Annotated in this window: 23 protein-coding genes; 11 read left to right on the top strand and 12 right to left on the bottom strand. The window is 72.7% G+C overall.

Annotated elements, in window-relative coordinates:
- The first annotated feature begins 551 nt into the window (after nucleotides 1-551).
- Genes ABZ215_RS35660 through ABZ215_RS35645 form a run of 4 tightly spaced genes read left to right on the top strand, consistent with a single transcriptional unit; the run spans nucleotide 552 to nucleotide 4,256 of the window.
- Nucleotides 552-1,301, top strand: a complete 750-nt coding sequence (locus ABZ215_RS35660) for an alpha/beta fold hydrolase (protein WP_354954805.1) — start codon at nucleotides 552-554, stop codon at nucleotides 1,299-1,301.
- Between the two features lie 57 nt (nucleotides 1,302-1,358).
- Nucleotides 1,359-2,963, top strand: coding sequence for a SpoIIE family protein phosphatase (locus ABZ215_RS35655; protein WP_354954803.1), 1,605 nt, complete (start codon nucleotides 1,359-1,361; stop codon nucleotides 2,961-2,963).
- Complete coding sequence (locus ABZ215_RS35650; protein ID WP_020417706.1) at nucleotides 2,960-3,280, top strand: STAS domain-containing protein; 321 nt, start codon at nucleotides 2,960-2,962, stop codon at nucleotides 3,278-3,280. Before ABZ215_RS35655 ends, ABZ215_RS35650 begins: the two co-directional genes overlap by 4 nt.
- A gap of 22 nt (nucleotides 3,281-3,302) precedes the next feature.
- Nucleotides 3,303-4,256, top strand: coding sequence for a TIGR03557 family F420-dependent LLM class oxidoreductase (locus tag ABZ215_RS35645; protein ID WP_354954801.1), 954 nt, complete (start codon nucleotides 3,303-3,305; stop codon nucleotides 4,254-4,256).
- A 563-nt stretch (nucleotides 4,257-4,819) separates the two neighbouring features.
- Here the strand turns inward: ABZ215_RS35645 and ABZ215_RS35640 are convergent.
- Entirely contained in the window at nucleotides 4,820-5,155 is a 336-nt protein-coding gene (locus ABZ215_RS35640) for a DoxX family protein (protein ID WP_237337717.1), read from the bottom strand.
- A 62-nt stretch (nucleotides 5,156-5,217) separates the two neighbouring features.
- Between ABZ215_RS35640 and ABZ215_RS35635 the strand changes: the two genes are divergently transcribed.
- Nucleotides 5,218-6,093 carry a LysR family transcriptional regulator gene (locus tag ABZ215_RS35635; protein WP_354954799.1) on the top strand — a complete coding sequence of 292 codons (876 nt, stop codon included), beginning with the start codon at nucleotides 5,218-5,220 and terminating at the stop codon, nucleotides 6,091-6,093.
- Here the strand turns inward: ABZ215_RS35635 and ABZ215_RS35630 are convergent.
- Entirely contained in the window at nucleotides 6,090-7,814 is a 1,725-nt protein-coding gene (locus ABZ215_RS35630) for an IlvD/Edd family dehydratase (RefSeq protein WP_354954797.1), read from the bottom strand. The two genes, ABZ215_RS35635 and ABZ215_RS35630, sit on opposite strands and share 4 nt — an antisense overlap.
- Before the next feature lie 149 nt (nucleotides 7,815-7,963).
- On the opposite strand from ABZ215_RS35630, the gene ABZ215_RS35625 reads away from it, so the two are divergent.
- Together ABZ215_RS35625 and ABZ215_RS35620 are read left to right on the top strand one after the other, a co-directional pair.
- Entirely contained in the window at nucleotides 7,964-9,397 is a 1,434-nt protein-coding gene (locus ABZ215_RS35625) for an MFS transporter (protein ID WP_354954807.1), read from the top strand.
- Nucleotides 9,394-9,804, top strand: a complete 411-nt coding sequence (locus ABZ215_RS35620; RefSeq protein WP_354954795.1) for a MarR family transcriptional regulator — start codon at nucleotides 9,394-9,396, stop codon at nucleotides 9,802-9,804. Before ABZ215_RS35625 ends, ABZ215_RS35620 begins: the two co-directional genes overlap by 4 nt.
- A 10-nt stretch (nucleotides 9,805-9,814) precedes the next feature.
- Here ABZ215_RS35620 and ABZ215_RS35615 read toward each other — a convergent pair whose 3' ends face one another.
- Nucleotides 9,815-11,308, bottom strand: coding sequence for a helix-turn-helix domain-containing protein (locus ABZ215_RS35615; protein WP_354954793.1), 1,494 nt, complete (start codon nucleotides 11,306-11,308; stop codon nucleotides 9,815-9,817).
- On the bottom strand, nucleotides 11,305-12,366 hold the full coding sequence (locus ABZ215_RS35610; protein ID WP_354954791.1) for a DUF917 domain-containing protein: 1,062 nt from the start codon (nucleotides 12,364-12,366) through the stop codon (nucleotides 11,305-11,307). The genes ABZ215_RS35615 and ABZ215_RS35610 overlap by 4 nt, the downstream gene beginning before the upstream one ends.
- 55 nt (nucleotides 12,367-12,421) lie before the next feature.
- Between ABZ215_RS35610 and ABZ215_RS35605 the strand changes: the two genes are divergently transcribed.
- Nucleotides 12,422-13,201 (top strand): putative hydro-lyase, encoded by a 780-nt coding sequence (locus tag ABZ215_RS35605; RefSeq protein ID WP_020417715.1) that lies wholly within the window; start codon nucleotides 12,422-12,424, stop codon nucleotides 13,199-13,201.
- On the opposite strand, the gene ABZ215_RS35600 is transcribed toward ABZ215_RS35605, so the two are convergent.
- The 8 genes from ABZ215_RS35600 to ABZ215_RS35565 all read right to left on the bottom strand — a co-directional run bounded on the left by ABZ215_RS35600 (nucleotide 13,185) and on the right by ABZ215_RS35565 (nucleotide 22,135).
- Nucleotides 13,185-14,048 carry a trypsin-like serine protease gene (locus ABZ215_RS35600; RefSeq protein ID WP_020417716.1) on the bottom strand — a complete coding sequence of 288 codons (864 nt, stop codon included), beginning with the start codon at nucleotides 14,046-14,048 and terminating at the stop codon, nucleotides 13,185-13,187. The two genes, ABZ215_RS35605 and ABZ215_RS35600, sit on opposite strands and share 17 nt — an antisense overlap.
- 49 nt (nucleotides 14,049-14,097) lie before the next feature.
- Nucleotides 14,098-14,808 carry an SDR family oxidoreductase gene (locus tag ABZ215_RS35595; RefSeq protein ID WP_354954789.1) on the bottom strand — a complete coding sequence of 237 codons (711 nt, stop codon included), beginning with the start codon at nucleotides 14,806-14,808 and terminating at the stop codon, nucleotides 14,098-14,100.
- Nucleotides 14,805-15,899, bottom strand: a complete 1,095-nt coding sequence (locus ABZ215_RS35590; protein ID WP_354954787.1) for a DUF917 domain-containing protein — start codon at nucleotides 15,897-15,899, stop codon at nucleotides 14,805-14,807. Before ABZ215_RS35590 ends, ABZ215_RS35595 begins: the two co-directional genes overlap by 4 nt.
- Entirely contained in the window at nucleotides 15,896-16,972 is a 1,077-nt protein-coding gene (locus tag ABZ215_RS35585) for a DUF917 domain-containing protein (protein WP_354954785.1), read from the bottom strand. Before ABZ215_RS35585 ends, ABZ215_RS35590 begins: the two co-directional genes overlap by 4 nt.
- Nucleotides 16,969-18,519, bottom strand: a complete 1,551-nt coding sequence (locus ABZ215_RS35580; RefSeq protein ID WP_237337708.1) for a hydantoinase/oxoprolinase family protein — start codon at nucleotides 18,517-18,519, stop codon at nucleotides 16,969-16,971. Before ABZ215_RS35580 ends, ABZ215_RS35585 begins: the two co-directional genes overlap by 4 nt.
- Nucleotides 18,520-18,533: 14 nt before the next feature.
- A complete protein-coding gene (locus ABZ215_RS35575; RefSeq protein ID WP_354954783.1) occupies nucleotides 18,534-19,859 on the bottom strand; it encodes a cytosine permease in 1,326 nt (441 codons plus the stop codon).
- Between the two features lie 113 nt (nucleotides 19,860-19,972).
- The gene (locus ABZ215_RS35570) at nucleotides 19,973-21,169 is read right to left on the bottom strand and encodes a cysteine desulfurase-like protein (protein ID WP_354954781.1); all 1,197 of its coding nucleotides are present in this window, start codon (nucleotides 21,167-21,169) and stop codon (nucleotides 19,973-19,975) included.
- A gap of 15 nt (nucleotides 21,170-21,184) precedes the next feature.
- On the bottom strand, nucleotides 21,185-22,135 hold the full coding sequence (locus ABZ215_RS35565; protein ID WP_354954779.1) for a helix-turn-helix domain-containing protein: 951 nt from the start codon (nucleotides 22,133-22,135) through the stop codon (nucleotides 21,185-21,187).
- 86 nt (nucleotides 22,136-22,221) lie between these two features.
- Between ABZ215_RS35565 and ABZ215_RS35560 the strand changes: the two genes are divergently transcribed.
- The 3 genes from ABZ215_RS35560 to ABZ215_RS35550 are packed head-to-tail and all read left to right on the top strand — an operon-like array spanning nucleotide 22,222 to nucleotide 25,778.
- Entirely contained in the window at nucleotides 22,222-22,449 is a 228-nt protein-coding gene (locus ABZ215_RS35560) for a hypothetical protein (RefSeq protein ID WP_237337704.1), read from the top strand.
- A 43-nt stretch (nucleotides 22,450-22,492) separates the two neighbouring features.
- Entirely contained in the window at nucleotides 22,493-23,344 is an 852-nt protein-coding gene (locus tag ABZ215_RS35555; RefSeq protein WP_020417725.1) for an AraC family transcriptional regulator, read from the top strand.
- A 49-nt stretch (nucleotides 23,345-23,393) separates the two neighbouring features.
- The gene (locus tag ABZ215_RS35550) at nucleotides 23,394-25,778 is read left to right on the top strand and encodes a GH92 family glycosyl hydrolase (protein ID WP_354954777.1); all 2,385 of its coding nucleotides are present in this window, start codon (nucleotides 23,394-23,396) and stop codon (nucleotides 25,776-25,778) included.
- Nucleotides 25,779-25,907 lie beyond the last annotated feature (129 nt).

The raw sequence follows: 25,907 nt of genomic DNA, 5'->3' as shown, positions 1-25,907 counted from the left end.
CGAAGAACCTCGGCGCGATCCACGCCGCACGGCGGCAGTAGGCCGCAAGGCCGGGGCGCAGGTTCGGGCTGCAACACTGGGCCAACACCGGCCGGGCTGCGAGGCCGGGCCGGAACGCCAGGTAGCAGGACTGGGCCGCAACACTCGGCCGTAAGGCCGGGTCGCAGAGTCGGGCCGCGGGGCCGGCCGCAAGGCCGGGGCGCAGGTTCGGGCTGCAACACTGGGCCAACACCGGCCCGGCTGTGAAGCCGGGCCGCAACGCCAGGTAGCAGGACTGGGCCGCAACACTCGGCCGTAAGGCCGGGCCGCAACACTGGGCGCATAGTCGGCCGCAAGGCCGAGTCGCAACACCAGCACGGGCCGGCAGACCGGCCCACAACATGACGCCCGCAGCGCCGACCGCAGGACCGGCCCGCGACAGCCGCAACCTCGGCCCGCCGACGCGGGCCCGCAACACCGGCCCGGCAAAACCGAGCCCGGCAAAACCGAGCCCATGGCGCGGGACACCCTCGCGCCACCCGAACGAGTGATTTTGTGGAGGCGGCCGGCCGATGGCGGAAGATCGTTCGGTCCTCACCCGCCCGGCGCCGGAGCCGGACGGGCAGCTCCGCTACGGCCCGGAGCCCGACCACGTCGCCGACCACTGGCTGGGCCGCCCGGACGCGCCCTTGATCGTCGTCGTCCACGGGGGCTTCTGGCGGCCCGCCTACGACCGGCTGCACACCCGGCCGATGGCGTCGGCCCTGGCACGGACGGGCGCGAACGTCCTCTCGATCGAGTACCGCCGCGTCCCCGGCGAGCCCCGCCTCGCCGCCGCCGACGTCGCCGCCGCGCTGCGTGACCTGCCGGTGAAACTCGCCGGGCAGTTCGACGGCCGGGTGGTCCTGACCGGGCATTCCGCGGGCGGCCACCTCGCCCTGCTGGCCGCGGCGACCGCGCCCCCACCAGGCCTCACCGCCACCGTCGGGCTGGCGCCGGTCGCCGACCTCGCCCTGGCCACGCGGCTCGGCCTCGGCGACGGCGCCGCCCGCGCGTTCCTCGGCGACGTCCCGCCGGACGGACTCGACCCGGCGCGGCTGCCGTCGCCGGCCGGGCCCGTCGTGCTCGTGCACGGCGACGCGGACGAGGTGGTTCCCCCGGGGCTCTCCCGCGCCTACCGGGAAGTCCACCCCGGTGCGCGTCTGATCGTCCTCCCCAATGCGGGCCATTTCGCGTTGATCGACCCGGACAGCACCGCCTGGCCTGCGGTATCGTCGACCCTGCTCGCCCCGGCAACTCAGGCGGAACCGTGGCGGGAATGACCCGAATCCTCGGAAACCACAGGTTTCTCCGACCTGGGCAGGGGCTAGTCTCGCATCATGTCCACATCGGCCAGCGCGCGACTGGAAGCTGAACACAAGCTCCAGCGCATCGGTCTCGTCAGCGACAGCGCGCTCGCCCACCTGGCCACCGAGGACCTGCTCACCGAGCTCCTGGACCGCGTCCGCCAGGTCCTGCGATCCGACACCGCCGCCGTGCTGCTGCTCGAACCGGGCGGTCGTGAGCTGGTCGCGGTCGCGGCGCGCGGCATCGAGACCGAGGTGGCGCAGGGCGTCCGGGTGCCGGTCGGCAAGGGCTTCGCCGGGCAGGTCGTCGCCCGCCGCGAGCCGGTGCAGCTGCAGCGCGTCGACTCGACGACGGTGGTCAACCGGCTGCTCTGGGAGAAGGGCCTGCAGACCCTGCTGGGCGTCCCGTTGCTGGTCGGCGGCGAGGCCCTGGGCGTGCTGCACGTCGGCTCGCTCTCGCCGCGGGAGTTCACGCCGGAGGACGTCGAGCTGCTCCAGCTGGCCGCCGACCGGATAGCGCTCGCCGCCCACGCCCAGCGCTCCAAGGCCGAGCGCGCGGCGGCCGCCGAGCTGCAGCGCAGCCTCCTGCCGACCCAGCTGCCCGCCGTGCCCGGCCTCGAACTCGCCGCGCGGTACGTGCCCGGTGACGAGGGCGCCATCGCCGGCGACTGGTACGACGTGTTCCTCCTGCCCAACGGCTGGCTCGGCGTGGTGATCGGCGACGTGGTCGGGCACGGCCTGCCCGCGGCGATCGTCATGGGCCGGATGCGCAGCGCGTTGCGGGCCTTCGCGCTGGAGGGCGGCGACCCCGCCGAAGTGCTCGCCAACCTCGACCGCAAGATGCAGCACTTCGAGCCGGGGATGATGGCCACCGTGCTGTACGCGCTGATCGAGCCGAACTTCGAGCGCCTGCACGTGTCCTCGGCCGGGCACCTGGTGCCCGTGCAGGGCCGCGAGGGCGAACGGGCCAGGCTGCTCGACGTCGCCGTCGACCCGCCGATCGGCGCCCTGCGAGACGTGCGCCGCCGCGTCACGGTGACCGAGATGCCGCCGGGCTCGGTGGTCTGCTTCTACACCGACGGCCTGGTCGAGCGGCGTGGCGTCGCACTCGACGACGGGCTCGACCGCCTGTGCGCCGCCGTGCGCCCGGGTCAGGCCCAGACCGTCTGCGCCGACGTGATGGCCGAGCTGATCGGCGAGGACACCCCGGACGACGATGTGGCGCTGCTGGCCGTGCGCCGCCAGAACGGCGCGGACGTCGGCCCGCTGGAGATGACCGTGCCGGCGGTGCCGGAGTCGTTGAAGGAGGTCCGGTCCGCGATGCGGCGGTGGCTGACCGTCGTCGGCGCGAGCGCGGACGCCACGGCCGACCTGCTGGTCGCGGTCGGCGAGGCCACCTCGAACGCCGTGGAGCACGCCTACGGGCCCGCCGGCGGCGTGATCAAGGTGCGGATTGAACTGCGGGGGCAGGACGTGATCGCGACCGTGTGTGACGAGGGCCGCTGGCGACCGCCGCGTGGCGAGAACCGTGGCCGGGGAACGCTGCTGATGCACCGCTGCGGGGACGAGGTCCGCATCGACCACCACGCGCACGGGACGGAAGTCATGATCCGCCGCACGATCGGGCCCGCGGAATGACGTCGGCCACCGTCGACGCCGAAAACGACGGCGGTCACGTCCTGCTGCGGGTCAGCGGCGAGATCGACCTCGCGAACGCGTCCACCGTCCAGGACCAGATCTTCACCGCGATCGACAACGACGCCATGCGCGTCTCGATCGACCTCACGGACGTGACCTATTTGGACAGTTCGGGCCTGCGTGTGCTGTTCACCCTCGCCGGGCGGCTCAAGGTGCTGCAGATGGAGCTGGACCTGGTCGTCGCGCCCGTGTCACCCGTGCGGCGGGTGCTGGAGATGTCCGGGTTCGAACCGCTCGCCGCGGTGCGTGAGGGTTGAGCTCCGCGGGTAGCCCCGGCACATGGTGAGCGTCGGATACTTCCTGTCCAGCGAAGAGCACGGGCCTCGCGAGCTGGTGGAACAGGCGAAGAAGGCGGAACAGGCCGGGTTCGAGCGGTTGTGGATCTCCGACCACTTCCACCCGTGGACCGGTGAGCAGGGCAACAGCCCGTTCGTGTGGTCGGTGATCGGCGCGCTGTCGCAGGCGGTCTCGTTGCCGATCACGACGGCGGTGACCTGCCCGACGGTGCGCATCCACCCGGCGATCATCGCGCAGGCCGCGGCGACGGCGGCCGTGCAGTGCGAGGGCCGGTTCGTGCTCGGGGTCGGCTCGGGTGAGGCGCTCAACGAGCACATCTTCGGCGATCCGTGGCCGCCCGGCTCGCGGCGGCTGGAGATGCTGGAGGAGGCCGTCGAGGTGATCCGCAAGCTGCACACCGGCGAGCAGGTCACCCACTACGGCAAGCACTACACGGTCGAGCAGGCGCGCATCTACACGCTGCCGGAGCAGCCGGTGCCGATCTACGTGTCGGCGTTCGGGCCGAAGACGGCGCGCCGGATCGCGAAGATCGCGGACGGTTTCGCCACGGTGATGCCCGACGGCGAGCTCGTCCACTCCTACCGCGAAGCCGGCGGGCGGGGGCCGATCCAGGGCGGGTTCAAGGTGTGCTGGGCCGATTCGGCGGAGGAGGCGAGGGAGACCGCGCACCGGCTGTGGGCGAGCGACCTGCTGCCCGGCAGCCTCGGCCGGATCCTGCCGACGCCGCGGGACTTCGAACAGGCCGTGCCGGTGGTGACCGAGGAGCAGGTCGCGGGTCAGATCCCGTGCGGCCCGGAGGCTGACGCGCACGCGCAGGCGGTGCGCCAGTTCGCCGACGCCGGGTTCGACGAGGTGTACGTGTCGCAGATCGGCCCGGAGCAGGACAAGTTCTTCGACGCCTGGTCGTCGAAGGTGCTGCCTCAGCTCAAGGGCTGAGGGGCGGGCGGACCGCCGGGCGTCCTGCCGACCCCGGCGGTCTGCTGACGCCCGGGTCCCTCAGCGCGAGGGCGAGGAACAACCCGGCACGGTGATGTTGCTGAATCCCGGGCGCGCGCACGCGCGATGAGCGCCGCGAGGAAGAACAATGCCGGCCCCGCCGCCGCGGCGATCCCGATCCACCGCACCCCGAGCAGTGCGCACGTGGGCGACCAGTGCCCCGGTGAAGAACACACCAGCCCGGAGGTCGCGGCGAGTCTGATCCAGCGCAGTCCGATCAGCGGCCCGGGGCATCGGCGGCTTTCAGCGCCCCAGGGCGGGCAGCCACGATTCCGGCACGCTGTGGCTCACGGGGTGAGTGCGAGGCTCGTCTCGGCGAGGGCCAGGAACAGCGCGGGCACGGCGATGTTGTCGTGACACTGGCCCGTACGTGCGCGACCAGCGCCCCGGTGAAGAGCACACCAGCCCGGAGGTCGCGGCGAGTCTGATCCAGCGCAGTCCGATCAGCGGCCCGGGGCATCGGCGGCTTTCAGTGCGGGCCGCCCCGACCCCACCGCTGCGGCTCACGGGCTGAGCGCGAGGCTCGTCGCGGCGAGGGTCAGGAACAGTCCCGGCACCGCGATGTTGCCGAACACCCTGGCACGCACATGCGCCACCAACGCGCCCGTGAAGAACAACACCAGCCCGGCCGCCGCGGCGATCCCTATCCACCGCACCCCCAGCAGCCCGATCAGCAGCCCCACGGCACCGGCGGCTTTCAGCGCCCCCAGCAGCGGCAGCCACGACTCCGGCACGTCCACCGCCGCGGAGTTCGCCAGCACGAACCGCGCTCTGGCGAAGTCCGCGATCGCGATCGCGGCGTTCAGCACGATCGTCAGCACAGTCACCGTCACGTACATGACCACCAGGTTCGCCGCGGCGGCCGCGGCGCGTCCAATACCTGCTCTCATAACCTGAAGGCATGGACGTGGACACGCGCCTGCTCCGCTACTTCGCCGCCGTCGCCGAGGAGGGGCACCTCACGCGCGCGGCGGAGCGGCTCTTCGTGTCCCAGCCCGCGCTCACCAAGCAGATCAAACAGCTCGAAGCGCAGCTCGGCACGACGCTGTTCACCCGCTCCCGCCACGGGATGGCCCTCACCGACGCCGGCCGGGTGCTGGCGGACCGGGTGCCCGCCCTGCTCGACGGGTGGGACCGCGCCTGCCGCGAGACCCGCGCGGCCGGCAAGCGCGTGCTGCGCGTCGGCTTCCTGGCCAGCGCCGCCAACGAGGCGACGCCGGCCATCATCGCCGCGTTCGGCCGCCGCCGTCCGGGGTGGCGGGTCGACATGCGGCAGGCCGCCTGGTCGGACCCGACCGCTGGACTGGCCGCGGCCGACGTCGACGTCGCGCTGCTGCGCCTCCCGTTCCCCGGCCAGGACGAACTCCGCGTGCGGGAGCTGCTCAGCGAACCCCGCTGGGTCGCGTTGCCCGCCTCCCACCCGCTCGCCCGCCGCGACGAGATCGACTTTCGCGAGCTGTGGGACGAACCGTACGTCGCCGCCCCGGCCGAGACCGGCTGGTGGCGCGACCACTGGCTGGGCGCGGACGAACGCGAGGGCGAGCCGCGCATCGGCGCGGTGACCGACCAGCCGGACGAGTGGCTGAGCGCGATCGCCAACGGCTACGGCATCGCGCTCGCCCCCGAATCGGCCGCCCGCTTCTACGCCCGGCCGGGCATCGTCTACCGCGCGGTGCGCGGCCTCAGCCCCACCCGCGTCGGCATCGCCTGGCACCCGGCCGACGACGACAACCCGGTCGTCGCCGACTTCGTCGCCTGCTGCCTCGACGCGACCTAGTGCGAATCGCGCGGGACCGAGTGGCCCCGGGATCCGCGCAGGAAGTCGAAGTCCGCGCCCTGGTCGGCCTGTAGCACGTGCTCCGTGTAGAGCCACGTGTACCCGCTGGTGTAGGGCGATTCCGGCGCCTGCCAGGACGCCCGCCGCGCGGCCAGCTCCTCGTCGGACACCTCGACGTTCAGCGTCCGCGCCGCCACGTCCAGCGTGATCAGGTCGCCGGTGCGCACCAGCGCGAGCGGCCCGCCCGCCGCGGACTCCGGCGTCACGTGCAGCACGACCGTGCCGTACCCGGTGCCGCTCATCCGCCCGTCGCAGATCCGGATCATGTCCGTCACGCCCGCCTTCAGCAGCTTGGCGGGCAGCGCGACGTTCGAGACCTCCGGCATGCCCGGGTAGCCCTTCGGCCCGGCGCCGCGGATCACCAGGATGCTCGTCTCGTCCACGTCGAGGTCAGGGTCGTCGGCGACGGCGTGGTAGTCCTCGACCGTGTCGAACACCAGTGCCCGCCCCTGGTGCTTGAGCAGGTGCGGGGACGCGGCCGACTGCTTGATCACCGCGCCACCCGGGCACAGGTTGCCGCGCAGGACCGCGGTGCCGTTGCCGGCCGGCTGGAACGGCTCCTCGACGGTGGTGATCACGTCGGTGTTGAAGTTCTCCGCTCCGGCCACGTTCTCACCGACCGGCTTGCCGGTCACCGAAACGCTGCCGGTGTGCAGCAGACCGGCTTCGGCGAGCTGCCGCATCACCACCGGCAGGCCGCCGGCGTAGCAGAAGTCCTCCATCAGGTACTTGCCCGACGGCATCAGGTTCACCAGCGTCGGGACCTCGCGGATGAGCGTGTCGAAGTCGTCGAGCGTGAGGTCGACCTCGGCGCGCCCGGCGATCGCGAGCAGGTGGATGATCGCGTTCGTCGACCCGCCGATCGCGGCGTTGACCCGGATCGCGTTCTCGAACGCCTCGCGGGTGAGGATCTGCGACGGGCGCAGGTCCTCCTCGACCATCTCCACGATCCGCTGCCCGGCGGCCTGCCCGATCTCGAACCGCCGCGCGTCGACCGCGGGCCAGGTCGCCGAGCCGGGCAGCTGCATGCCCAGCGCCTCGGCCATGCACGCCATCGTCGACGCGGTGCCCATCGTCATGCAGTGCCCGTTCGAGCGCGCCATGCAGCCCTCGGCGAAGAAGCACTCCTCCTGGGTCATGCGCCCGGCCTTGAGCTCCTCCTCGAACTTCCAGACGTGCGTGCCGGAGCCGACGTCCGTGCCGCGGTACTTGCCGTTGAGCATCGGGCCGCCGGTGACCATCACGGCGGGCAGGTCGACGCTCGCGGCGGCCATCAGCATCGCTGGGGTCGTCTTGTCGCAGCCGGAGAGCAGCACCACGCCGTCGAGCGGGTTGGCGCGGATCAGCTCCTCGACCTCCATCGCCATCAGGTTGCGGTAGAGCATCGCGGTCGGGCGCATCAGCGTCTCGCCGGTGGCCATCGTCGGGAACTCCAGCGGGAACCCGCCCGCCTGCCACACCCCGCGCTTGACCGCCTCCGCCACGCGGGTCAGGTGCGCGTTGCACGGCGCCAGTTCCGACGCGCTGGTCGCGATGCCGATGACCGGCCTGCCGTCGAACACCTCGGCCCCGAAGCCCTGGTTGCGCATCCAGGACCGGTAGATCATCCCCGCGCGGCCGGTCGCCCCGAACCACGCCGCGCTGCGCCTCTGCCCCGTCACGAGCCTGTTCCTCTCCGTCGAGTACGTGCGCTCCGAACGTTAAATCATTCGATGATTCAAGTCCAGGGGCGTCGGAAGTCACAGTGGTTCCGCTGGCCAGAAAGTTGTACAGTCAAAACTGTTATAGAAGTACAACGTTTGGGGTGCGTGTGCCGGAACTGTCCCAGCGACGTCGGCTCCTGGTGCTGGCGATCTGCTGCCTGAGCCTGTTCGTCGTCTCGATGGACACCACGATCGTCAACCTCGCGCTGCCGTCCATCGAGCGCGACTTCTCCGCCGGCGTGTCGAGTCTGCAGTGGACGATCGACGCCTACACGCTGGTGCTGGCCAGCCTGCTGATGCTGTCCGGCTCGACCGCCGACCGGATCGGGCGGCGGCGCACGTTCCAGGCCGGGCTGGTGCTGTTCACGCTCGGCTCCCTGCTGTGCAGCGTCGCGCCCAACATCGGGCTGCTCATCGCCTTCCGGATGGTGCAGGCGGTCGGCGGCAGCATGCTGAACCCGGTCGCCATGTCGATCATCACCAACACCTTCACCGACGCGCGGGAACGGGCGCGCGCGATCGGGATCTGGGGCGCGGTCGTCGGGCTGAGCATGGCGCTGGGCCCGGTGGTCGGCGGGCTGCTGGTGGACGCCGTCGGGTGGCGGTCGATCTTCTGGATCAACATCCCGGTCGGGGTCGCCGCGCTCGTGCTGACCGCGTTGTTCGTGCCGGAGTCGAAGGCGCCACGGGCGCGGCGGCTGGACCCGGTCGGGCAGCTGCTGGTCGTGGTGGCGCTGGCGAGCTTGACGTACGGGATCATCGAAGCGCCGCACCACGGCTGGCTGTCCGGGCTGACCGTGGCGTGCTTCGTGGTGGCGGTCGCCGCCGCGGCCGGGCTCGTCGTCTACGAGCGGCGGCGGGCGGAGCCGTTGCTGGACCCGCGGTTCTTCGCGAGCGCGCCGTTCTCCGGGGCGACGGTGATCGCGGTGTGCGGGTTCGCCGGGCTGAGCGGGTTCCTGTTCCTCAACGCGCTGTACCTGCAGAGCGTCCGCGGGTTCACGCCGCTGCACGCCGGGTTGCTGACGCTGCCCAGCGCGCTGGCGATCTTCGCGCTCGCGCCGCTGTCCGGGCGGCTGGTCGCCGCGCGCGGCTCGCGGATCCCGCTGGTGGCCGGGGGACTGGGGCTCGCGGTGAGCGGCGTGCTGCTGACCCGGCTGGGCGCGGAGACCGGGATCGGGTGGCTGGTGGTGGCCTACGTCGTGTTCGGCGCCGGGTTCGGGATGCTCAACCCGCCGATCACCAACACCGCGGTGTCCGGCATGCCGCGCGCGCAGGCCGGGGTGGCCGCGGCGGTGGCGTCGACGAGCAGGCAGATCGGGGCGTCACTCGGGGTCGCGGTGCTCGGCGCGGTGGTCACGACGCACATCACCGGCGGGTTCACGACGGGCTTTCCCGCGGCTAGCCACATCGCGTGGTGGATCATGGCCGGATGCGGCGTGGTGGTGATGGCACTGGGCGTGCTGACGACGTCCCCGTGGGCGATGGGGACGGCCCGGCGGGCGACGGTGCTGTTCGACGAGCCGGCCGGGGCGCGGACGTGACCGCCGCGGAGCGGGTCTGGGAACGGATGCAGGACCTGGTGCTGCACCGGCACGACCGGCGCAGACTGGTCGCCGACACGCTCGGGCTGAGCTTCTTCAAGGCCAAGGCCCTGCGGCGGCTCGTGCCCGGCCCGCTGACCCTGGGTGAGCTCGCCGAGCTCCTGGACACCGACCGTCCCTACACGACGGTCGTGGTGGACGACCTGGAGCAGCGCGGGCTGGTGTCGCGGACGGTGCACCCGGAGGACCGCCGCCGCAAGCTGGTGACGGTGACGCCCGCGGGCGCCGAGATGGCGGCCGCGGCGAACCGCATCCTGAGCGAGCCGCCCCCGTTCTTCGCCGCGCTCGACGCCGACGAACTGGCACAGCTGGACCGCCTGCTGGCCAAACTCGACGCGGACGGCTGACCGGTCCCGCTCAGTCGGCCAGGGTGATGGCCCGGGAGGCCAGGTGCAGGGCCAGCCGGTCGTCCGGGCGGGACAGGTCCACCCCGAGCAGCTGCTCGATCCGGGCGACGCGCGCGGTGACCGTGTTGCGGTGCACGCCGAGCACCGCCGCGGTTTCCGCGATCGAGGACTCCGCGTCCAGGTACACCGCCAGCGTGCGCACCAGGTCACCGGGCGCGTTGCGCAGCGGGGCGACCAGCGCGCGGGCCGCCGGCTCGAAGGTGTCCGTCCGCGTCCACTCCAGCAGCAGTTGCGCCATGCCCAGCTGGTCGACGTGCAGGAAGTGCCCCGACTCCGGGCGGGTCGCGGCCAGGCGCGCGGCGTCGGTGGCCTCGGCGATCGTCGCGGCCAGGCCGTCCGGGCGCGGGTGCGGGCGGCCGACCCCGAGGTGCGCGCCGAGCGTGCGCCGCAGCGCCTTGTGCGCCTTCCGCAGCCCGGCGGCCAGCGTGCGGACCCGCTCGGCCGTCGGCTCCTGGTCGAACGTCACCCACCCGGTCCACCCGTCGCCGTGCTCGACCACCACCGCGGCGATCTGCTCGGCCCGCAGCGCGCGCACCACCTCGGTCGTCCGCGCCACCGTGTCCACACTGGACGCGACGCCGATGCGCAGCCCGACGTGCCAGCCGCCCAGCCGCCACCCGGCGTCGGCCGCCCGGCGGCGCAGGTCCGCGCCGGGCTCGGCGTCCAGCCGCAGCAGGTCGCCGAGCAGCGCGGTGCGCGACCGGGCGTCCCGTTCCAGCTCCAGCCGGTTCGCCAGCAGCCACCGCTGCACCGCGCCGGCCGCGACCGCCAGCGCCGGCGGCACCACGTCCGCCCGCGCCGCCTCCGCGCCGGTCAGCTCGGCCGCCACCCACAACACCGGCCCGGCCAGCAGCGCGGGGTGCGCCAGCAGCACGCCGTCGTCGAGGTCCACCCGCTGCGGCACCGGCTCGCCGACGCGGATCCGCCCGGCCGACGCCAGTTCCCCGGCCACCGGCTCGCCCCGGTCGTCGAGCAACGCGACCGGCGACCGCAGCAGCCCGCGCAGCGCGGTGACCACCTCTTCCGGCGAGCGTAGCCGTTCGCCGAGCGCCCGGTGCGTCGCCAGCACGAGGTTCGCGCGGTCCAGTTCCGGCGCGGCGAGCATCAGGCGGGCGTCGACGAGCAGGTCCAGCGGCCGGGCCGACGTCACCAGCAGCGGCATCGCGAGCCGGTCGGCCAGCAGCCGGGTCGCGGTCAGCGGTTCGACCTCCGGCAGGAGCAGGCCCGCCGCGCCGCTGTCCGCCCCGCGCCGCAGCAGGGCGTCGATCTGCCAGTCCGTGCCACGCAGTTCCCGGGCCAGCACCAGCAGCTCGCCCTGGCCGGGGCTGTCCCCGGCGTCGAGGGTGGCCCGCACGGTCTCCAGTGGACGGTCCAACCCGGATTCGCCCGCGGCGACCCGGACACCGGCCCACGACGGCAGGGCCAGCAGGCGGCGCAGGATCATGCGAGCACCGGGTCCGAGTCGATGCCGTACGCGCGTGGCCGCAGCACCGGCAGCCGCCGCGGGTCGGTCCAGAACGGCGCCGCGGCGAGCTGCAGCACGTCGACCTCGATCCCGGCGCGGATCCCGTCGCAGGGCACCGGAACGCCGGTGCGGTGGTCGACCACGGCCAGCACGTCCGGGGTGGACGCCACCGGATGGCCGTCCCGCAGCGCCAGCAGGTACTCGTTCTCCATCTCCAGCCGGAGCAGCGCGCCGGTGCGGTGGTCGGTCAGCGTCGCGCTGCCGCGGCCAAAGCCGGCGCGGCCGTGCGCTCCGGGACCGGGGTGCCGGGACACCTCGAGCACGCGGCCCATCGCGAGCACCCGCCCGCCGCAGGCCTCGGCGAGCCGGTCCGGCTCCGGGCCCTCCCCGGCCGCGAGCACCCGCCTGCCCAGTTCGAGCGCGCCGGTGACGCTGCCCATCACCGCGCACTGCGGCAGTTCGCCCGCGGGCACCGCGGCGAACGCCATCGCCGCCCAGCCGCCGGAACTGGCCAGGAACGCGCGGGCGCCGCGCTCGACCGAATCGTCCGAGCCGGCCGCCAGCACCAGCACCTGACCGCCGGGCTCGGCGAGCGCGGCAGGCGCCAGCCCGCGGCCGGTCGCCGCGATGGAGAGCTGGTCCAGCCTCGGCAGCCCGCGCCCGGACAGGTCCGCGTCGGCGCACGGCAGGCCCAGCTCGACCGCGGCGACCAACGGCATCAGCCCGTTGAGCCCGCCGATCTCGATCGACACCAGCGCGCCGGCGCGGGCCCCGGTCCAGCGTTCGATCGCCGACACCGCGGTCGTGAACTCCGCCCCGCTGGGCAGTTTCTCGGTGAAGGCGGCGGTCGCGCCGACGATTCCCACCGGCATCACGAGTGTGGACGGATCCAGCGCGCCGGAGATGTCCGGTTCACGCCCGTGCGTGACGAGCTGGCGCAGCAGCGCCGCGGCCGTCATCGTGTCGCCGCCACCGCCCGACCCGAGCAGCGCGACGCCCCGTTCGAGTGCGGGCACGTCCGCCGCGGTGATGCGCATGCTTGCCTTCATGTGCTGAGCTGGAGGTATGACCAGGGTAGACGATCCAGCCACCATGACCCCGGAACAGGCGCGCGCGGCGTTCCGCGCCGGAACCGTGGCGCCGACGTCGGGGTGGGCGACCGGTTTCACGCAGACCAACCTGATCGCGGTGCCGCGCGACTGGGCCTACGACGTGCTGTTGTTCTGCCAGCGCAACCCGCAGCCGTGCCCGGTCCTGGACGTCACCGACCCGGGCAGCACCGCGACCACGCTCGCCCCCGGCGCCGACCTGAGCCGCGACCTGCCGCGCTACCGCGTGTGGCGGCACGGCGAGCTGGCCGAGGAGGTGGACGACGTCAGCGGCCTGTGGCAGGAGAACCTGGTCGCGTTTTCGATCGGGTGCAGCTTCACGTTCGAGACCGGGCTGCTCGCGGCCGGGATCCCGCTGCGGCACCTGGAGCAGGGCCGCAACGTGTCGATGTACGTGACGAACCGCGAGTGCCGGCCTGCCGGGCGGCTGCACGGCCCGATGGTCGTGTCGATGCGCCCGATCCCGGCAGGCCGGGTCGACGAGGCGATCGCGATCAGCGGCGCGATGCCCGCGGTGCACGGCGCGCCGGTGCACGTCGGCGACCCCGCCGGGCTCGGGATCGCCGACCTGTCCCGCCCCGACTTCGGCGACCCGGTCGAGGCGGAACCCGGTGACGTGCCGGTGTTCTGGGCGTGCGGGGTCACCCCGCAGGCGGCGCTGATGGCGTCGAAGCCGCCGTTCGCGATCACCCACTCGCCGGGGCACATGTTCATCACCGACCGGCGGGACAGCGAGTACCGGGTGCCTACGGCAGCGCGGTGAACGGCGCCAGGAACGTGCGCGCGGACGGGGTGTCCAGGCGGTAGGTCACGTTGGTGGCGTAGCAGGGCGCGTCACCGGTGATCGTCGTGGACACCAGGGTCCGCGTGCCGCCGATCGTGGCGAAGTTCGGCCCGCCGGAGTCGCCGTAGCAGGCGCCGCCGTTGCCCTGCGGCGCGGTCATCGCCAGGCGCACCCACGTCTTGTTGAGCGCGTCGAAGGTGACCGGCGCCTTCATCCGGACGCCGCCGCCCGGGTGGGTCTGCCCGCCGGGGCCGTTGACCGCCTCCTGCGTCCCGTAGCCGGCGACCACGAACGGCGTGCTGTTCAGGCCGCGCGGACCGAGCTGGTCCAGCTGCCCGGCGGTGGGCAACCGCGCGGGAGTGAACGACCACCGGGCGGCGACCTGCTGCGCGGGCAGCTGGATGACCGCGATGTCGTGCGCGTCCGCCGAGTTGCCCGGGTAGGCCGGGTCGGAGTGCGCCACGCCTTCCACCGCGACCGCCCGTGCCACCGCCGCGGGATCGCCCGGGTACTGCTGGGCGGCGGCGTCGAGGCCGGACTGCACGTCCTGGTCGAGCGACACGAAGAACCGCACGCCGGCGGGCCAGTCGCTGGTGCAGTGCGCCGCGGTGAGGAAGGTGTCGCGGTCGACCATGGTGCCCGAGCACACCCAGTCCACCCGGTCCGGCGTGGCTGGGTTCGCGTCGTTGTCCCAGGTCGCGACGAGCGCGCCGACCTCGGTGCGCTCGGGCGCCGGGGTCGCGTTGTAGGAGTTGATGGCCGAGGCCGGGGCCGCCGTCGCCAGGATCGCGGCGACGGCGGCGGCCGATGCGAGTGCTGCTCTCATCCGGGAGAGTCAACCTCACGGACGGCCGAAAAACACCCGACCAACGGCCCTACCGGAACGAGTAGCCGCCGTCCGGGTAGAGCGTCGAGCCCGTCGTGAAGGTAGCGCCGAACAGGTAGAGCACCGCGTCGGCCACTTCGGACTCGGTGCCGACGCGGTGCAGCACCGTGTCCGAGCGGTACTGCGCGAAGCTCGCCTCGCGGACGTCCGCCGGCCGCTGCGACCACAGGTTCCCGTCGATCGTGCCGGGCGCGACCACGTTGACCCGCACCGGCGCCAGCTCCACCGCCAGCCCGCGGCCGAGCCCCTCGATCGCCGCGTTGCACGCGACGTAGGCGGGCGCGGGTCCGGGTGGCCGCACGCTCGCCGCGCCGGACATCAGCACCACCGAACCGTCGCGCGACAGCTTCGGCGCCGCGTGCTTGACCGCGTGGTACTGGCCCCAGAACTTCGTCACGAACGGGCTCGCCGCGTCCTCGTCGGACAACTCGCGCATCGGCCCGGTCCGGTACGACGCGCCGGGCGTGAACAGGTGGTCCACGCGTGGCACGGCGCCGAAGAACTCGGCCAGCGAGTCGGAGTCCGTGTTGTCCACGACGTGCCACCGCGCGCCGATCTTCGCCGCCGCGGCCGCCAGCGTGGACGCGGTGCGGCCGCCCAGGAACACCTGAGCTCCCGCGTCGACCGCCCGCCGCGCCACCTCGAACCCGATGCCCGAACCGCCGCCGATGATCACCACGACCCGATCCGCCAAGCTCATACCAACTCCTCCACCGGCGTGAACTCGTAGGACAACCCGAACGCGGCCGGCCCGAACGTGGCCAGCGCCTCCGGCGTGCGCATCAGGTCCGGCGTCGAGATGCCGACCACCACGACCCGCTGGCCGTAGCGCAGCGTCTCGGTCGTGATCGGCTCGGCCGACTCGGACTCCAGCACGCAGATCAGGTCCGGCACCAGGCACCGCACCTCGCCGTCGACCAGGGCCAGCAGGTGCTCGTTCTGGAACAGCAGCTCCAGCTTGTGCTCGCCGTCGAACGACACCGCCTGCGCCCGCCCACGCGCGAACCCCGCCTCGGTGCGGCGCTCCACATCGGACACCTTGCCGCGGAACAGCACCCGCAGGTTCCGGTACAGCGTGTCGCGCAACGCCTCGGACAGGGCCGCGATCGGGTCCAGGTTGCGTTCCCGCGCCTCGCGGATCGTGCGGCCCACCGTCAGCGCCAGCGACAACGTGCGCGGCACCGCGGTGCGCTTGACCTCCGCGCCGCTCATCGCGTACTCGGCGATGTGCGCGACCCCGCCGAGCCGGATCGTGACGCCGCGTGCCAGCCACTCCATCCGCTTGTTGTCGGTCCCGGTGTCGATCACCGTCGTCTCGCCGCGCTCACCGCCGATCGCCATCGGCGACCCGGGCACGCCGTAGACGCCGAAGGTCTCCATCTGCAGCTCGGGGAACGCGCGGCCCATCCCGTCCGCGTCCACCACCGGCAGGCCCAGCCGTGCGCCGACGACCAGCGGGATCATCGAGTTGATGCCGCCGCACTCGATCGGCATCGTCGCGCTCGCCCGCTTGCCCAGGTGCTTCTCCAGCGTGCGCAGCGCCAGCACGGGTTCCGCGCCGCTGGGCAGCTTCTCGTGCACGACGGTCGGCGCGCCCATCTGCGCGGTCGGCACGACCAGTTCGTGGTCGCCGACCTCGGACGGATCGAGGATCGTGATCGGCCCGTGTTCGCGGATGGCCTGCCGCACCAGCAGCCTGCCCACGTACGGGTCGCCGCCGCCCCCGGTGCCGAGCACGGCCGCGCCGCGCGCGAGATCTTCGAGGTGGTCCTCGGTCAGTGTCCAGCTCACGCGGGCACCCCGACCGGGTCGAGGTCGTAGCCGAAGTACCGCGGCCCCGCCAGCTCGATGCCCTCCGGCGTGTGCCAGCGCGGGTCCGCGGGCGCGGCGATGACCGTGACGCGCTGGCCGTACCGCAGGCCCTCGGTCGTCACGGCTTCGCCCGATTCGCGGTCGAGGCAGCAGATCAGGTCCGGCACGGACGCCTGCGCGACGCCGTCCCGCTCGGCGACCAGGTGCTCGTTCTGGAACTTCAGCACCATCTCGCTGCCCGCGTCACCGTCCATTCCGGACAGCTTCGCCTCACCGCGGGCGAAGCCGGTGACGGTCCGCCGGGCGACGTCGACGACCTTGCCGGTGAACAGCTTGCGGCCGCCCAGCCGCTCGACCACGCGGGCGACGGGGTCGGCGTGTTCGGCTCGCGCCTGCCGCACCGCGACGCCCAGCTCGGCGCACAGGCTGAGGGTGCCGGGCACCAGCGATTCGCGGGCCTGCGCACCGGACATCGCGTAGTTGCTGATCATCGCCGAGCAGCCCATGTCGATCGTCGCCGACCGCGCCAGCCGCTCCGCCCAGTGGTTGTCCACCGTGTCCAGGACGCCGCGGTTGCCCTTCTCGTCGGCGATGGACATCGGGGTCGCGCGGATGCCGTACAGCGTGGGCAGCACCATCTGCAGCTCGGGGAACGCCCGGCCCATGCCGTCGGCGTCCACCAGGGGCAGGCCCAGCTGCGCCGCCGCGACCACCGGGATCAGCGAGTTGACCCCGCCGGCCTCGGCGCACGCGATGTGGGTCAGCTCCTTGCCCAGGTAGGTGGCCAGGGTGCGGGCGGCCAGCCCGACCTGCTCGGCCGAGGGCAGCTTCTCGACCATCACCGTGGGTGCGCCCATCATCGCGACGGGCAGGACCACGGCGTCGTCGCCGACCTCCTCCAGCGGCACCAGCTCGACCGGGCCGTGGTCGCGGACCGCGGAGGACGCCAGCAGGCGCCCGATGTAGGGGTCGCCACCGCCGCCGGTGCCGAGGATCGCGGCGCCGCGGGCGATGTCGTCGAGGTGGTCGATCGTGATCTCGCGCATCGTCACGCTCCCAGCTGCAGGTCGCCGACGGCCTTGACCCGGATGCGGGTGGCGTTGCCGGGCAGGTAGGGGATGGGCACCTCGTCGAAGTCGACGATCCCGACCGAGGCCGGGCTTGCCCCCGCGGCGATGGCGCGGTCCACGGCTTCCTGCTTCGCCTCCTCCACCACGGCTTCACGGCGGCCCGGCTCGATCGCGTACACCCGATCGACCTCGCCGCCGATCTGCGCGATGGCCGCGCCGATCGCGTTCGCGACCGCGTAGTTCTCCGGCCGGTGCACCTTGCCCGCGTCGGCCAGCTCGTCCGGCAGCAGCACCGACCCACCGCCGACCGCGACCACCGGCAGCGGCTCGGCCGAGGTGCGCATCCGCTCGACGACGTCGGAGACGTCCGCCGCGATCTTCTCCAGCGCGGCCCGCACCAGGTCGCGGTCGAGGTGGGCGACCAGGCTCGGGTCGCCGATCTCGGCGCGGCCCGCGGCCACCGCGATGTCGGTCGCGGTGAGCGTGTCCCCGCCGAAGACCAGGGCCTTCGAGGTCAGCTCGTAGCCCACCGAGTCCGGCCCGACCGTGACGTCACCCGCGCCGCCGCGGACCCGGCTGCCGCCGCCGATGCCGATCGACAGCACGTCCGGCATGCGGAAGTTGGTGCGGATCCCGGCGACGCTGACGTCCGTGGTCGCCTCGCGCGGGAAGCCCTGCCGCAACACGCCGACATCGCTGGTCGTGCCGCCGACGTCGACCACCGCGCAGGTGTCCAAACCGGACAGCACGGCGGCGCCGCGCATCGAGTTGGTCGGGCCGGACGCGAACGTCGCCACCGGGTAGCGGCGGGCGAAGTCGACGTCCATCAGCGTGCCGTCGTTCTGGCTCAGGTACAGCGGCGCGGTGATGCCCGCGCCGGACACCGACGCGGCCAGGCCGTCCACGATGTGCGCGGCGAGTTCCCGCAGCGCGGCGTTGATGACGGTCGCGTTCTCCCGCTCCAGCAGCCCGATGCGGCCGATCTCGTGGGACAGCGAGATCGCCACGTCCGGCAGCTGGGCGGCGATGATCTCCGCCGCGCGCGCCTCGAACTCGGCGTTCACCGGGGAGAAGACCGAGGTGATCGCGACGCTGCGCACCCCGTTGGCGCCCATGTCCTCCGCGGCCTTGCGCAGCTCGGACTCGTCGAGCTCGGCGATGTGGCGGCCGTCGAACTCGTGCCCGCCGTGCACCAGGTAGCTGCGCCCGGACACCGCGTCGACCAGCCGCTGCGGCCAGTCCACCATCGGCGGCAGCGACGCGCCGGCGGGCAGGCTGAGCCGCACCGCGGCGGTCGGCGCGAGCCGGTGCGCCTCGACGAGCGCGTTGATGAAGTGCGTGGTGCCGATCATCACCGCCTGCACCGCGGCCGGGTCGAACGCGCGCTGCTGCTGCAGGCCGTTGATCGCGGCGACGATGCCGGAGGTGACGTCCTCGGTGGTGCTGGTCTTGATCGAGGCGAGCACCTGCCGCCCGTCCAGCAGGACCGCGTCGGTGTTGGTGCCGCCGACGTCGATGCCGATGCGCACTGGGATTTCCTTTCTTAGACGGCGGGAACCGGGTCGGCGTCGGCGGTGCGGCTGCGGCCGACACCCCGGATGAGGCCGAGCTTCCCGGCGATCACGTAGAGCAGGAAGGCCACGACGAGCGAGTTGATGCTGGGCAGGCCCCACTCGACGAACTTGCCGATCAACGCGGAGGCGACCCAGACCACGATCGTGGCGGGCACCCACACCGGGGCGTCCTCGGGCACGGTTCCCTTGGCGCGGGCGGCTTCCAGCTCGCCGCGCCACTTCTTGACCACGAAGTACTCGGCCACCATGATCCCGGCGATCGGCGGGAACGCGACGCCGAGCAGGGTGAGGAAGTCGCTGAACGCCCCGAGGATCCCGGCCGCCGCGAGGACGCTGCCGACGATGCCGAGCACCGCGGTGATCAGGCCGCGGTGGGCCTTGCGGCCGGACACGGTGCCGATGAAGTTCACGACGCCGAGCCCGGACGAGTACAGGTTCCAGTCGTTGATCTTGATGGTCCCGGCGATCACGATCAGCAGGCCGACCCAGCCGACCGACGACGTGACGATGGTGGTGATCTCGGCCGACTTCACCGCGTGCGCCAGGAGCACACCGGCCATGCCGATCACGTACTCGCCGAGCGTGATGCCGACCAGGGTCTGCTTGACCACGTCGCCGGTGGTGCGGTTGAACCGCGTCATGTCCGGCGTGATCACCGCGCCGACGATGAACCCGCCTGCGACGAGCGTCGTGCCCTCCAACAGGCTGAGCTGCGGACCTGGCGGCGCCGACGACACCAGCGCGCCGACGTCGTGGCTGGACAGCTCGGAGATGATCGACCAGCCGACCAGGATCAGGAACGCGGGCACGGTCAGGTACGCCGTCCACGCCATCGAGTGGAAGCCGCGCACCACGATCGCGGTCACGACCAGGCCGAACACCAGCGCCCACGCCCACTCCGGCAGGCCGCCGATGAGCGAGACGAGGCCCTGCGCCGACACCGCGGACTGGATGCCGAACCAGCCGATGAGGCTGATCCCGATCGCGAGCCCGATCAGCGCCGACCCGCCGCGGCCGAAGCCGGTCCAGCGGGCGATCATCGAGGTCGACAGGCCTTCGCGCATGCCGATCACGCCGACGAGGATCGTGATGAGCTCGAGGATGACCGAGCCCAGGGTGAACGCGAGGAACGCCTGCCAGAAGCCCATCCCGAAGCCGACGGTCGCGCCGAGCAGGAACTGCGACAGCGCGGACACCTGGCCGAACCGTTGGATCGCGACGGACCACCACGAGTAGCGGGCGCTGTCCGGGACTCTGGTGAGGGCGTAGTCGTCGACACCGACTGACGAGGCCATGCCGACCTCCTTATCCGGAGAGGAAACGGTTCCCAGCACCGTAAACAGCGCCAACGCCCCGGTCACTGTGCGAGGTGCACAGGCTCGCCGTCACGCCTGTGCACCTCGCCCGGTCAAGGGCTCCGGACCCCGTCGAGAAGCCGGTCGACCTCGGCGGCCGTCGTGTAGGGCGCGATGCCGGCCCGGACCGCTCCGGTGTCGCCGAGCCCCAGGTGGCGAGAGCATTCCAGCGCGTAGAAGCTGCCCGCGGGCGCGTTCACGCCCTGCGCGCCGAGCCGCTCGTAGACCACCTGCGACGGCACACCCTCGACCGAGAACAGGACGGTGGGCGTGCGGCGCCGGGTGGGGGAGCCGTACCGGGTCACGCCGGGGATGTCCGCGAGGCCCGCGTCGAGCCGGTCGAGCAGGGCCTGCTCGTGCTCCTCCAGCTCGGTCAGCGACCGCAGCAGCCGCTGCCGCCGGGTGCCGTCGCCGGGCACCAGGTCCGCCAGGAAGTCGATCGCCGCGGTGGTCCCGGCGAGCAGTTCGTACGGCAGCGTGCCCAGCTCGAACCGCTCCGGCACCGCGTTCGTGGACGGCGCCAGCTTGTCCGGGTGCAGGGTCTCCAGCAGCTCGGGCGCGGCCGCGACCAGCCCCAGGTGCGGGCCGAGGAACTTGTACGGCGAGCAGCCGTAGAAGTCCGCGCCCAGCGCCGTGACGTCGACCGGCGCGTGCGGCGTGAGGTGCACACCGTCGACGTAGAGCAGCGCCGCGGTTTCGTGCACCGCCGCGGCGATCGCCGGGATGTCCGGGCGCGTGCCGAGCAGGTTGGACGCCGCGGTCACCGCCACCAGCCGGGTGCGGTCCGACAGCAACCCGGTCACAGCCTCGACCGGCAGCTCACCGTTCGCCGGGTCGAAGTCCGCCCACCGCACCGCGACCCCGCGCGCCTCCGCCGCCTGCACCCACGGCCGGATGTTCGCGTCGTGGTCGAGGCGGGTCACCACGACCTCGTCGCCAGGCTGCCAGGTCTTCGCCAGCGCGCGGGAGAAGTCGTAGGTCAGCTGGGTCATGCTGCGCCCGAACACGACACCGCCGGGCTGCGCGCCGAGCAGGTCGGCGGCGGCCTGGCGCGCCTCGGCGACGATCGCGTCGGCGCGACGCTCGGCCGCGGTGACCGAACCGCGGTTGGCGATCGCGGCGCACAACGTCCTGGCGACGGCCTCGCCGACCACGTCCGGCACCTGCGAGCCGCCGGGGCCGTCGAAGTGCGCGGCGCCCTCGTCGAGCGCCGGGAAGTGCTTGCGTACTGCGGTTACGTCATAGGCCACGCGGCCCAGCATGCCTCACGAACCGGCGAACGTGCGCCGGTAGTCGTGCGGGGACACCCCGATCACCCGGTGGAAGTGGTGCCGGAGCAGGGCTCCCGTGCTGAACCCGCACTCGCGCGCGATCTCCTCGACGCTCAGCCGGGTGGTCTCCAGCAGCGTGCGGGCGTGCAGGACGCGTTGCGTGGTCAGCCACTTCACCGGCGTGGTGCCGGTTTCCCCGGCGAACCGGCGGGCGAAGGTCCGCTCCGACATCTGGGCGCGCCGGGCCAGCGCCGGGACCGTGTGCTCCTCGGCGAGGTTCTCGACCATCCACGTCAGCACCGGTTCCAGACTGTCCGCAGTGGACTCCGGCATGGGCAGTTCGACGAACTGCCGCTGGCCGCCGTCGCGCTGCGGAGGCACGACCATGCGGCGAGCGATCGCGGTGGCCACCGCCGAGCCCAGTTCGCGGCGCACGAAGTGCAGGCTCGCGTCGATCCCGGCCGCGGTGCCCGCGCTGGTGATGATGTCGCCGTCGTCGACGAACAGCACGTCCGGATCGAGGATCGCCTCGGGGAACCGCTGCTTGAACTCGTCGATGTGCTTCCAGTGCGTGGTGCACGGGCGGCCGTTGAGCAGGCCGGTGGCGGCGAGCAGGAACGCGCCGCTGCAGACGGTCAGGAGTGTGGCGCCGTTCGCGTGGGCCCGCCGGATGGCGTCGAGCACCGCGGGCGGGTAGTCGTCGCGAACGGCGGCCGCCGGGATGGCGACCAGGTCGGCGCCGTCCAGCCCGTCGAGGCCGTGCTCGGGGATGAACTGCACGCCGACGCCGGACCGGAGGGGTTCGCCCGGCCGTTCGCCGCACACGCGGAACTCGATGGGCGGCACGCCGTCCTCGGTCCGGTCGATGCCGAAGACCTCGCAGACGACGCCGAACTCGAAGACGGCGGCACGATCGACCAGCACGGCGGCCACGGTGCGGAGCATGCCGTCAGAGTAACTGGCAGAATTTTGCCGGACAAGGACCGTTCTGCCACTCGTGGCAGGTTCTGGCGGAGCGAATAATTTCTGCCATGACCGAATTGCTGATGTTCCTCCTGCTCATCGCCCTGATCGTGTGGGGCCTCAACCGCAACCACCGCCGCCAGGCGCCGTCCCGGATGTCCGGCAGCTTCGACGTCGAGGACCGCGACGCGCTCCGGATCCGCGGCGAGGTGGCCGCCCGCCGGCTGGAGGCCGCCCGCCCGGAGATCCGGACCGCTCCGGCTCCGCGGACTCGTCACCACCTTTCGCGCGCCTGACGGCGACCTAGACTGGGCACGACCTCGACGCCGAGGAGGACGCGTGCCCGAGCTGAGCCTGGCCGACACCAACGGCATCCTGCGCCAGCCGTGGATCCACCCGGCCCGCTCCAGCGCGGGCCTCGGGTGGGACCGGCTCTACGTCTCGACGCAGGCCGAAGCGCCCTACCGCGCGAGCTTCGACGCGGCGGGCACCCACCTGGTGATCCTGCACCTCGACGGCCCGGTGACCGTGCGCCGCGGGCGGCACCAGGTGGCGCACATCCCCGCCGGCGGGCTGTTCCTCCACCCGGCCGGCCGCGATCTCACCGTGGAACTCGGCGGGAAGCTGCGGACCGTGCACGCCTACCTGCCCGACTCGGTGCTGCGCGACGCGGCCGGTGGCCCGGTCGGCCTCGGCGAGGAGGTCGTGGTCGCCGATCCGCTGGCCGAGCAGGTGATGCTGGGCCTGGACGGCGTGCTGCGGCAGTGGACGCCGACGGCCCGGACCTACGTCGACCACCTCGCCGGGCTGCTCGCGGCGCACCTCGCGCACCGCTACGGGACGGCCGTGGAGCCGGAGTCGGCCGCGCTGTCCCGGACGCAGCTCGCCGCGGTGCGGGAGCTCATGGAGCAGCGGCTCGCGGAACCGCTGCCGCTGGCGGAGCTCGCGGCCGTCGCGGCGCTGAGCGTCAGCCAGTTCACCCGCCGGTTCAAGGCCGCGACCGGCGAAACCCCGCACCGGTACCTGATGCGCCTGCGCGTCGAGCACGCCTGCCGGCTGCTGCGTGGCAGCACGCTGCCGATCCCCGAAGTCGCCGTGCGGTGCGGGTTCTCCCACCAGGAGCACCTGACCCGGGTGATGCGCGGCCGGCTGGGCACCACCCCCGCCGCGTACCGAAGGGATCACCCCTAGGACGAAGATCGTTCACGTCCTGGACAGCACCAGCGGGTGAGATCCTCGTGTGATCCGCACCCTCCTGGCCGCCGCGATGGCCGGCTCCCTCCTCGTCGCGCCGCCCGCTCACGCGGCGCCCGCCAAGGTCACCGACCCCGCCCGCTACGTCGACCCGCTCATCGGTTCCGCGGGCGGCGGCAACACCTATCCCGGGGCGGTGCGGCCCTTCGGGATGATCTCGTGGAGCCCGACCACCACGGCAGGCGACCAGACGAACGCCGCGGGCGCCAACGGTTACGCCTACAACACGCCGCGCGTGCGAGGTTTCGCGCTGACCCACGTCAACGGCGCGGGCTGCCACCCCGGCGCCGCCGGTGACGTGCCGATCATGCCGTTCGCCGGTGACGTGACGTCCTCGCCGACCGCCGACACCCGCGACGAGATCTACGCGAGCAACTTCAGCCACGACAACGAGCTCGCCGAACCCGGGCACTACCGCGTCGGCCTGGACTCGGGTGCCACCGCCGATCTGGCCGTCACCACCCGGGCCGGTGTCGGCGAGTTCACCTTCCCCGCGGGCAAGACCGCGAACCTGCTGTTCCGGGTGTCCAACTCGCTCAACGGCAGCGAGGACGCCGAGATCACCATCGACCCGGCGACCCGCACGGTCACCGGTTCCGTGCTGACCGGCGCGTTCTGCGGCCGCCGCGCCAACGGCGGGATCAACAACCGCAAGAGCTACTACCGCCTGTACTTCGTGGCGTCGTTCGACAAGGCGTTTTCCGGCGCCGGCACGTGGGTGAACGACCAGCTGCGGCCGGGCACGACGACCGCGAGCGGCGGCGAGGGCTACGCGACCGGCGCCGACCGCGCGGGCCGGGGATCAGGCGGTTACGTCAGTTTCGCGGACACCGACGTCACGATGAAGGTCGGCATTTCGTACACGAGCCTCGACGCGGCGCGGAAGAACCTGTCCGCCGAGGTCAAGCCGAAGGACGACGTCGAGTCGGTGGCCGCGGACGCGCGGGAGGCCTGGTCGAAGCAGCTGCGGTCGATCGAGATCGCCGGCGGCACCGAGGACCAGCGCACCACGTTCTACACCGCGCTCTACCACTCGTTCCTGCAGCCGAACATCGCCAGCGACGTCGACGGCACCTACCTGGGCAGCGACTTCGCGGTGCACCGGCTCGCGCGCGGGCAGCGGGCGCAGTACGGCAACTTCTCCGGCTGGGACCAGTACCGGGCGCACACGCAGCTGCTCGCGCTGCTGGAACCCGGGGTGGCGGGGGACTTCGCGCAGTCGCTGTACAACCTGGCGCAGCAGAACGGTGGCGTGTGGGACCGGTGGGTGCACGTCAACGGCCCCACGCACGTCATGACCGGCGACCCGTCCGCGCCGACGCTGGCCGGGTTCTACGCGATGGGTGTGCGGAACTTCGACGTGCGTGGCGCGTTCGACTCGCTGGTGCGCCAGGCGACGGTGCCGCACCCGTCCGGCTTGTCGGACGCGGGTTGCCCCGGGCAGTGCGAGGGGCAGCGGCCGAACCTGGCGGAGTACGAGCGGCTCGGGTACGCGCCGCAGGACACCTGCCACTGCTGGGGCGGCGCGGCGGAGACCCTGGAGGACGCGACCGCCGATTTCGCCTTGGCGGACTGGGCGTCGCGGCTGGGGCGCGGCGCCGAGTACCGCGAGCTGATGCCGCGGGCGAGCTGGTGGCGCAACACGTTCAACCCGGCGGCCACCCCCGAGGGCGGTTACCAGCAGGCCCGGCTCGAGAACGGCAACTGGGTGCAGCCGTTCTCGACGACGTCCGATGTGGGTTTCGCGCAGGGCACCAGCGCGACGTACACGTGGATGGTGCAGCACGACGTGTCCGGCCTGGCGGCGGCGATGGGCGGCCCGTCGGTGGCCGCGGCACGGCTCGACGCGTTCTTCCACCGCCCCGACGGTTCATGGGCCACGGGCGGCGACGGTTTCCGCTACGACCCGACGAACGAGCCCGGCATCCACACGCCGTGGTTGTACAACGGGCTGGGGCAGCCGTGGAAGACGCAGGAGACGGTCCGGGCGATGGCGTCGTTGGTGTACCGGACGGGCCCGAGCGGCCTGCCCGGGAACGATGACCTGGGCACCATGTCGGCCTGGTACGTGTTCGCCGCGCTGGGCATGTACCCGCAGACCCCGAGCCGCGCGGAGATGCTGTTGTCCAGCCCGATGTTCGAAAAGGCGTGGATCAAGCGCGACGACGGTCCGACGATCACGGTGAGCGCCCCACGAGCGTCGGCGACGAACATCTACGTGCAGTCGGTGTCGGTGAACGGTAGGACGACCGACAGGTCCTGGCTACCCGAGCAGGTGATCAACGGAGGCGGCTCGATCACCGTGACGGTCGGCGCAACACCGAACACCACGTGGGGCAAAGACCTCCCAGTGGACCACGCCCAGCACTAACAACCCGCCACCCGGCAACGCAACGCCACCGACCACCCCAACCAGACCTCCCCCGCCCCCGATCCACAGCCTGCTTTTAGTCGCCGATCAGGCGTGTCAAGGTACTCTTTCCCGCCTTGACACGGCTGC

Origin of the sequence: Amycolatopsis sp. NPDC006131, from assembly GCF_040614175.1 — a bacterium.
Taxonomy (GTDB): domain Bacteria; phylum Actinomycetota; class Actinomycetes; order Mycobacteriales; family Pseudonocardiaceae; genus Amycolatopsis_E; species Amycolatopsis_E tucumanensis.
The sequence above is the reverse complement of the archived record's forward strand: the minus strand, read 5'-3'. Positions and strand labels throughout refer to the sequence as shown.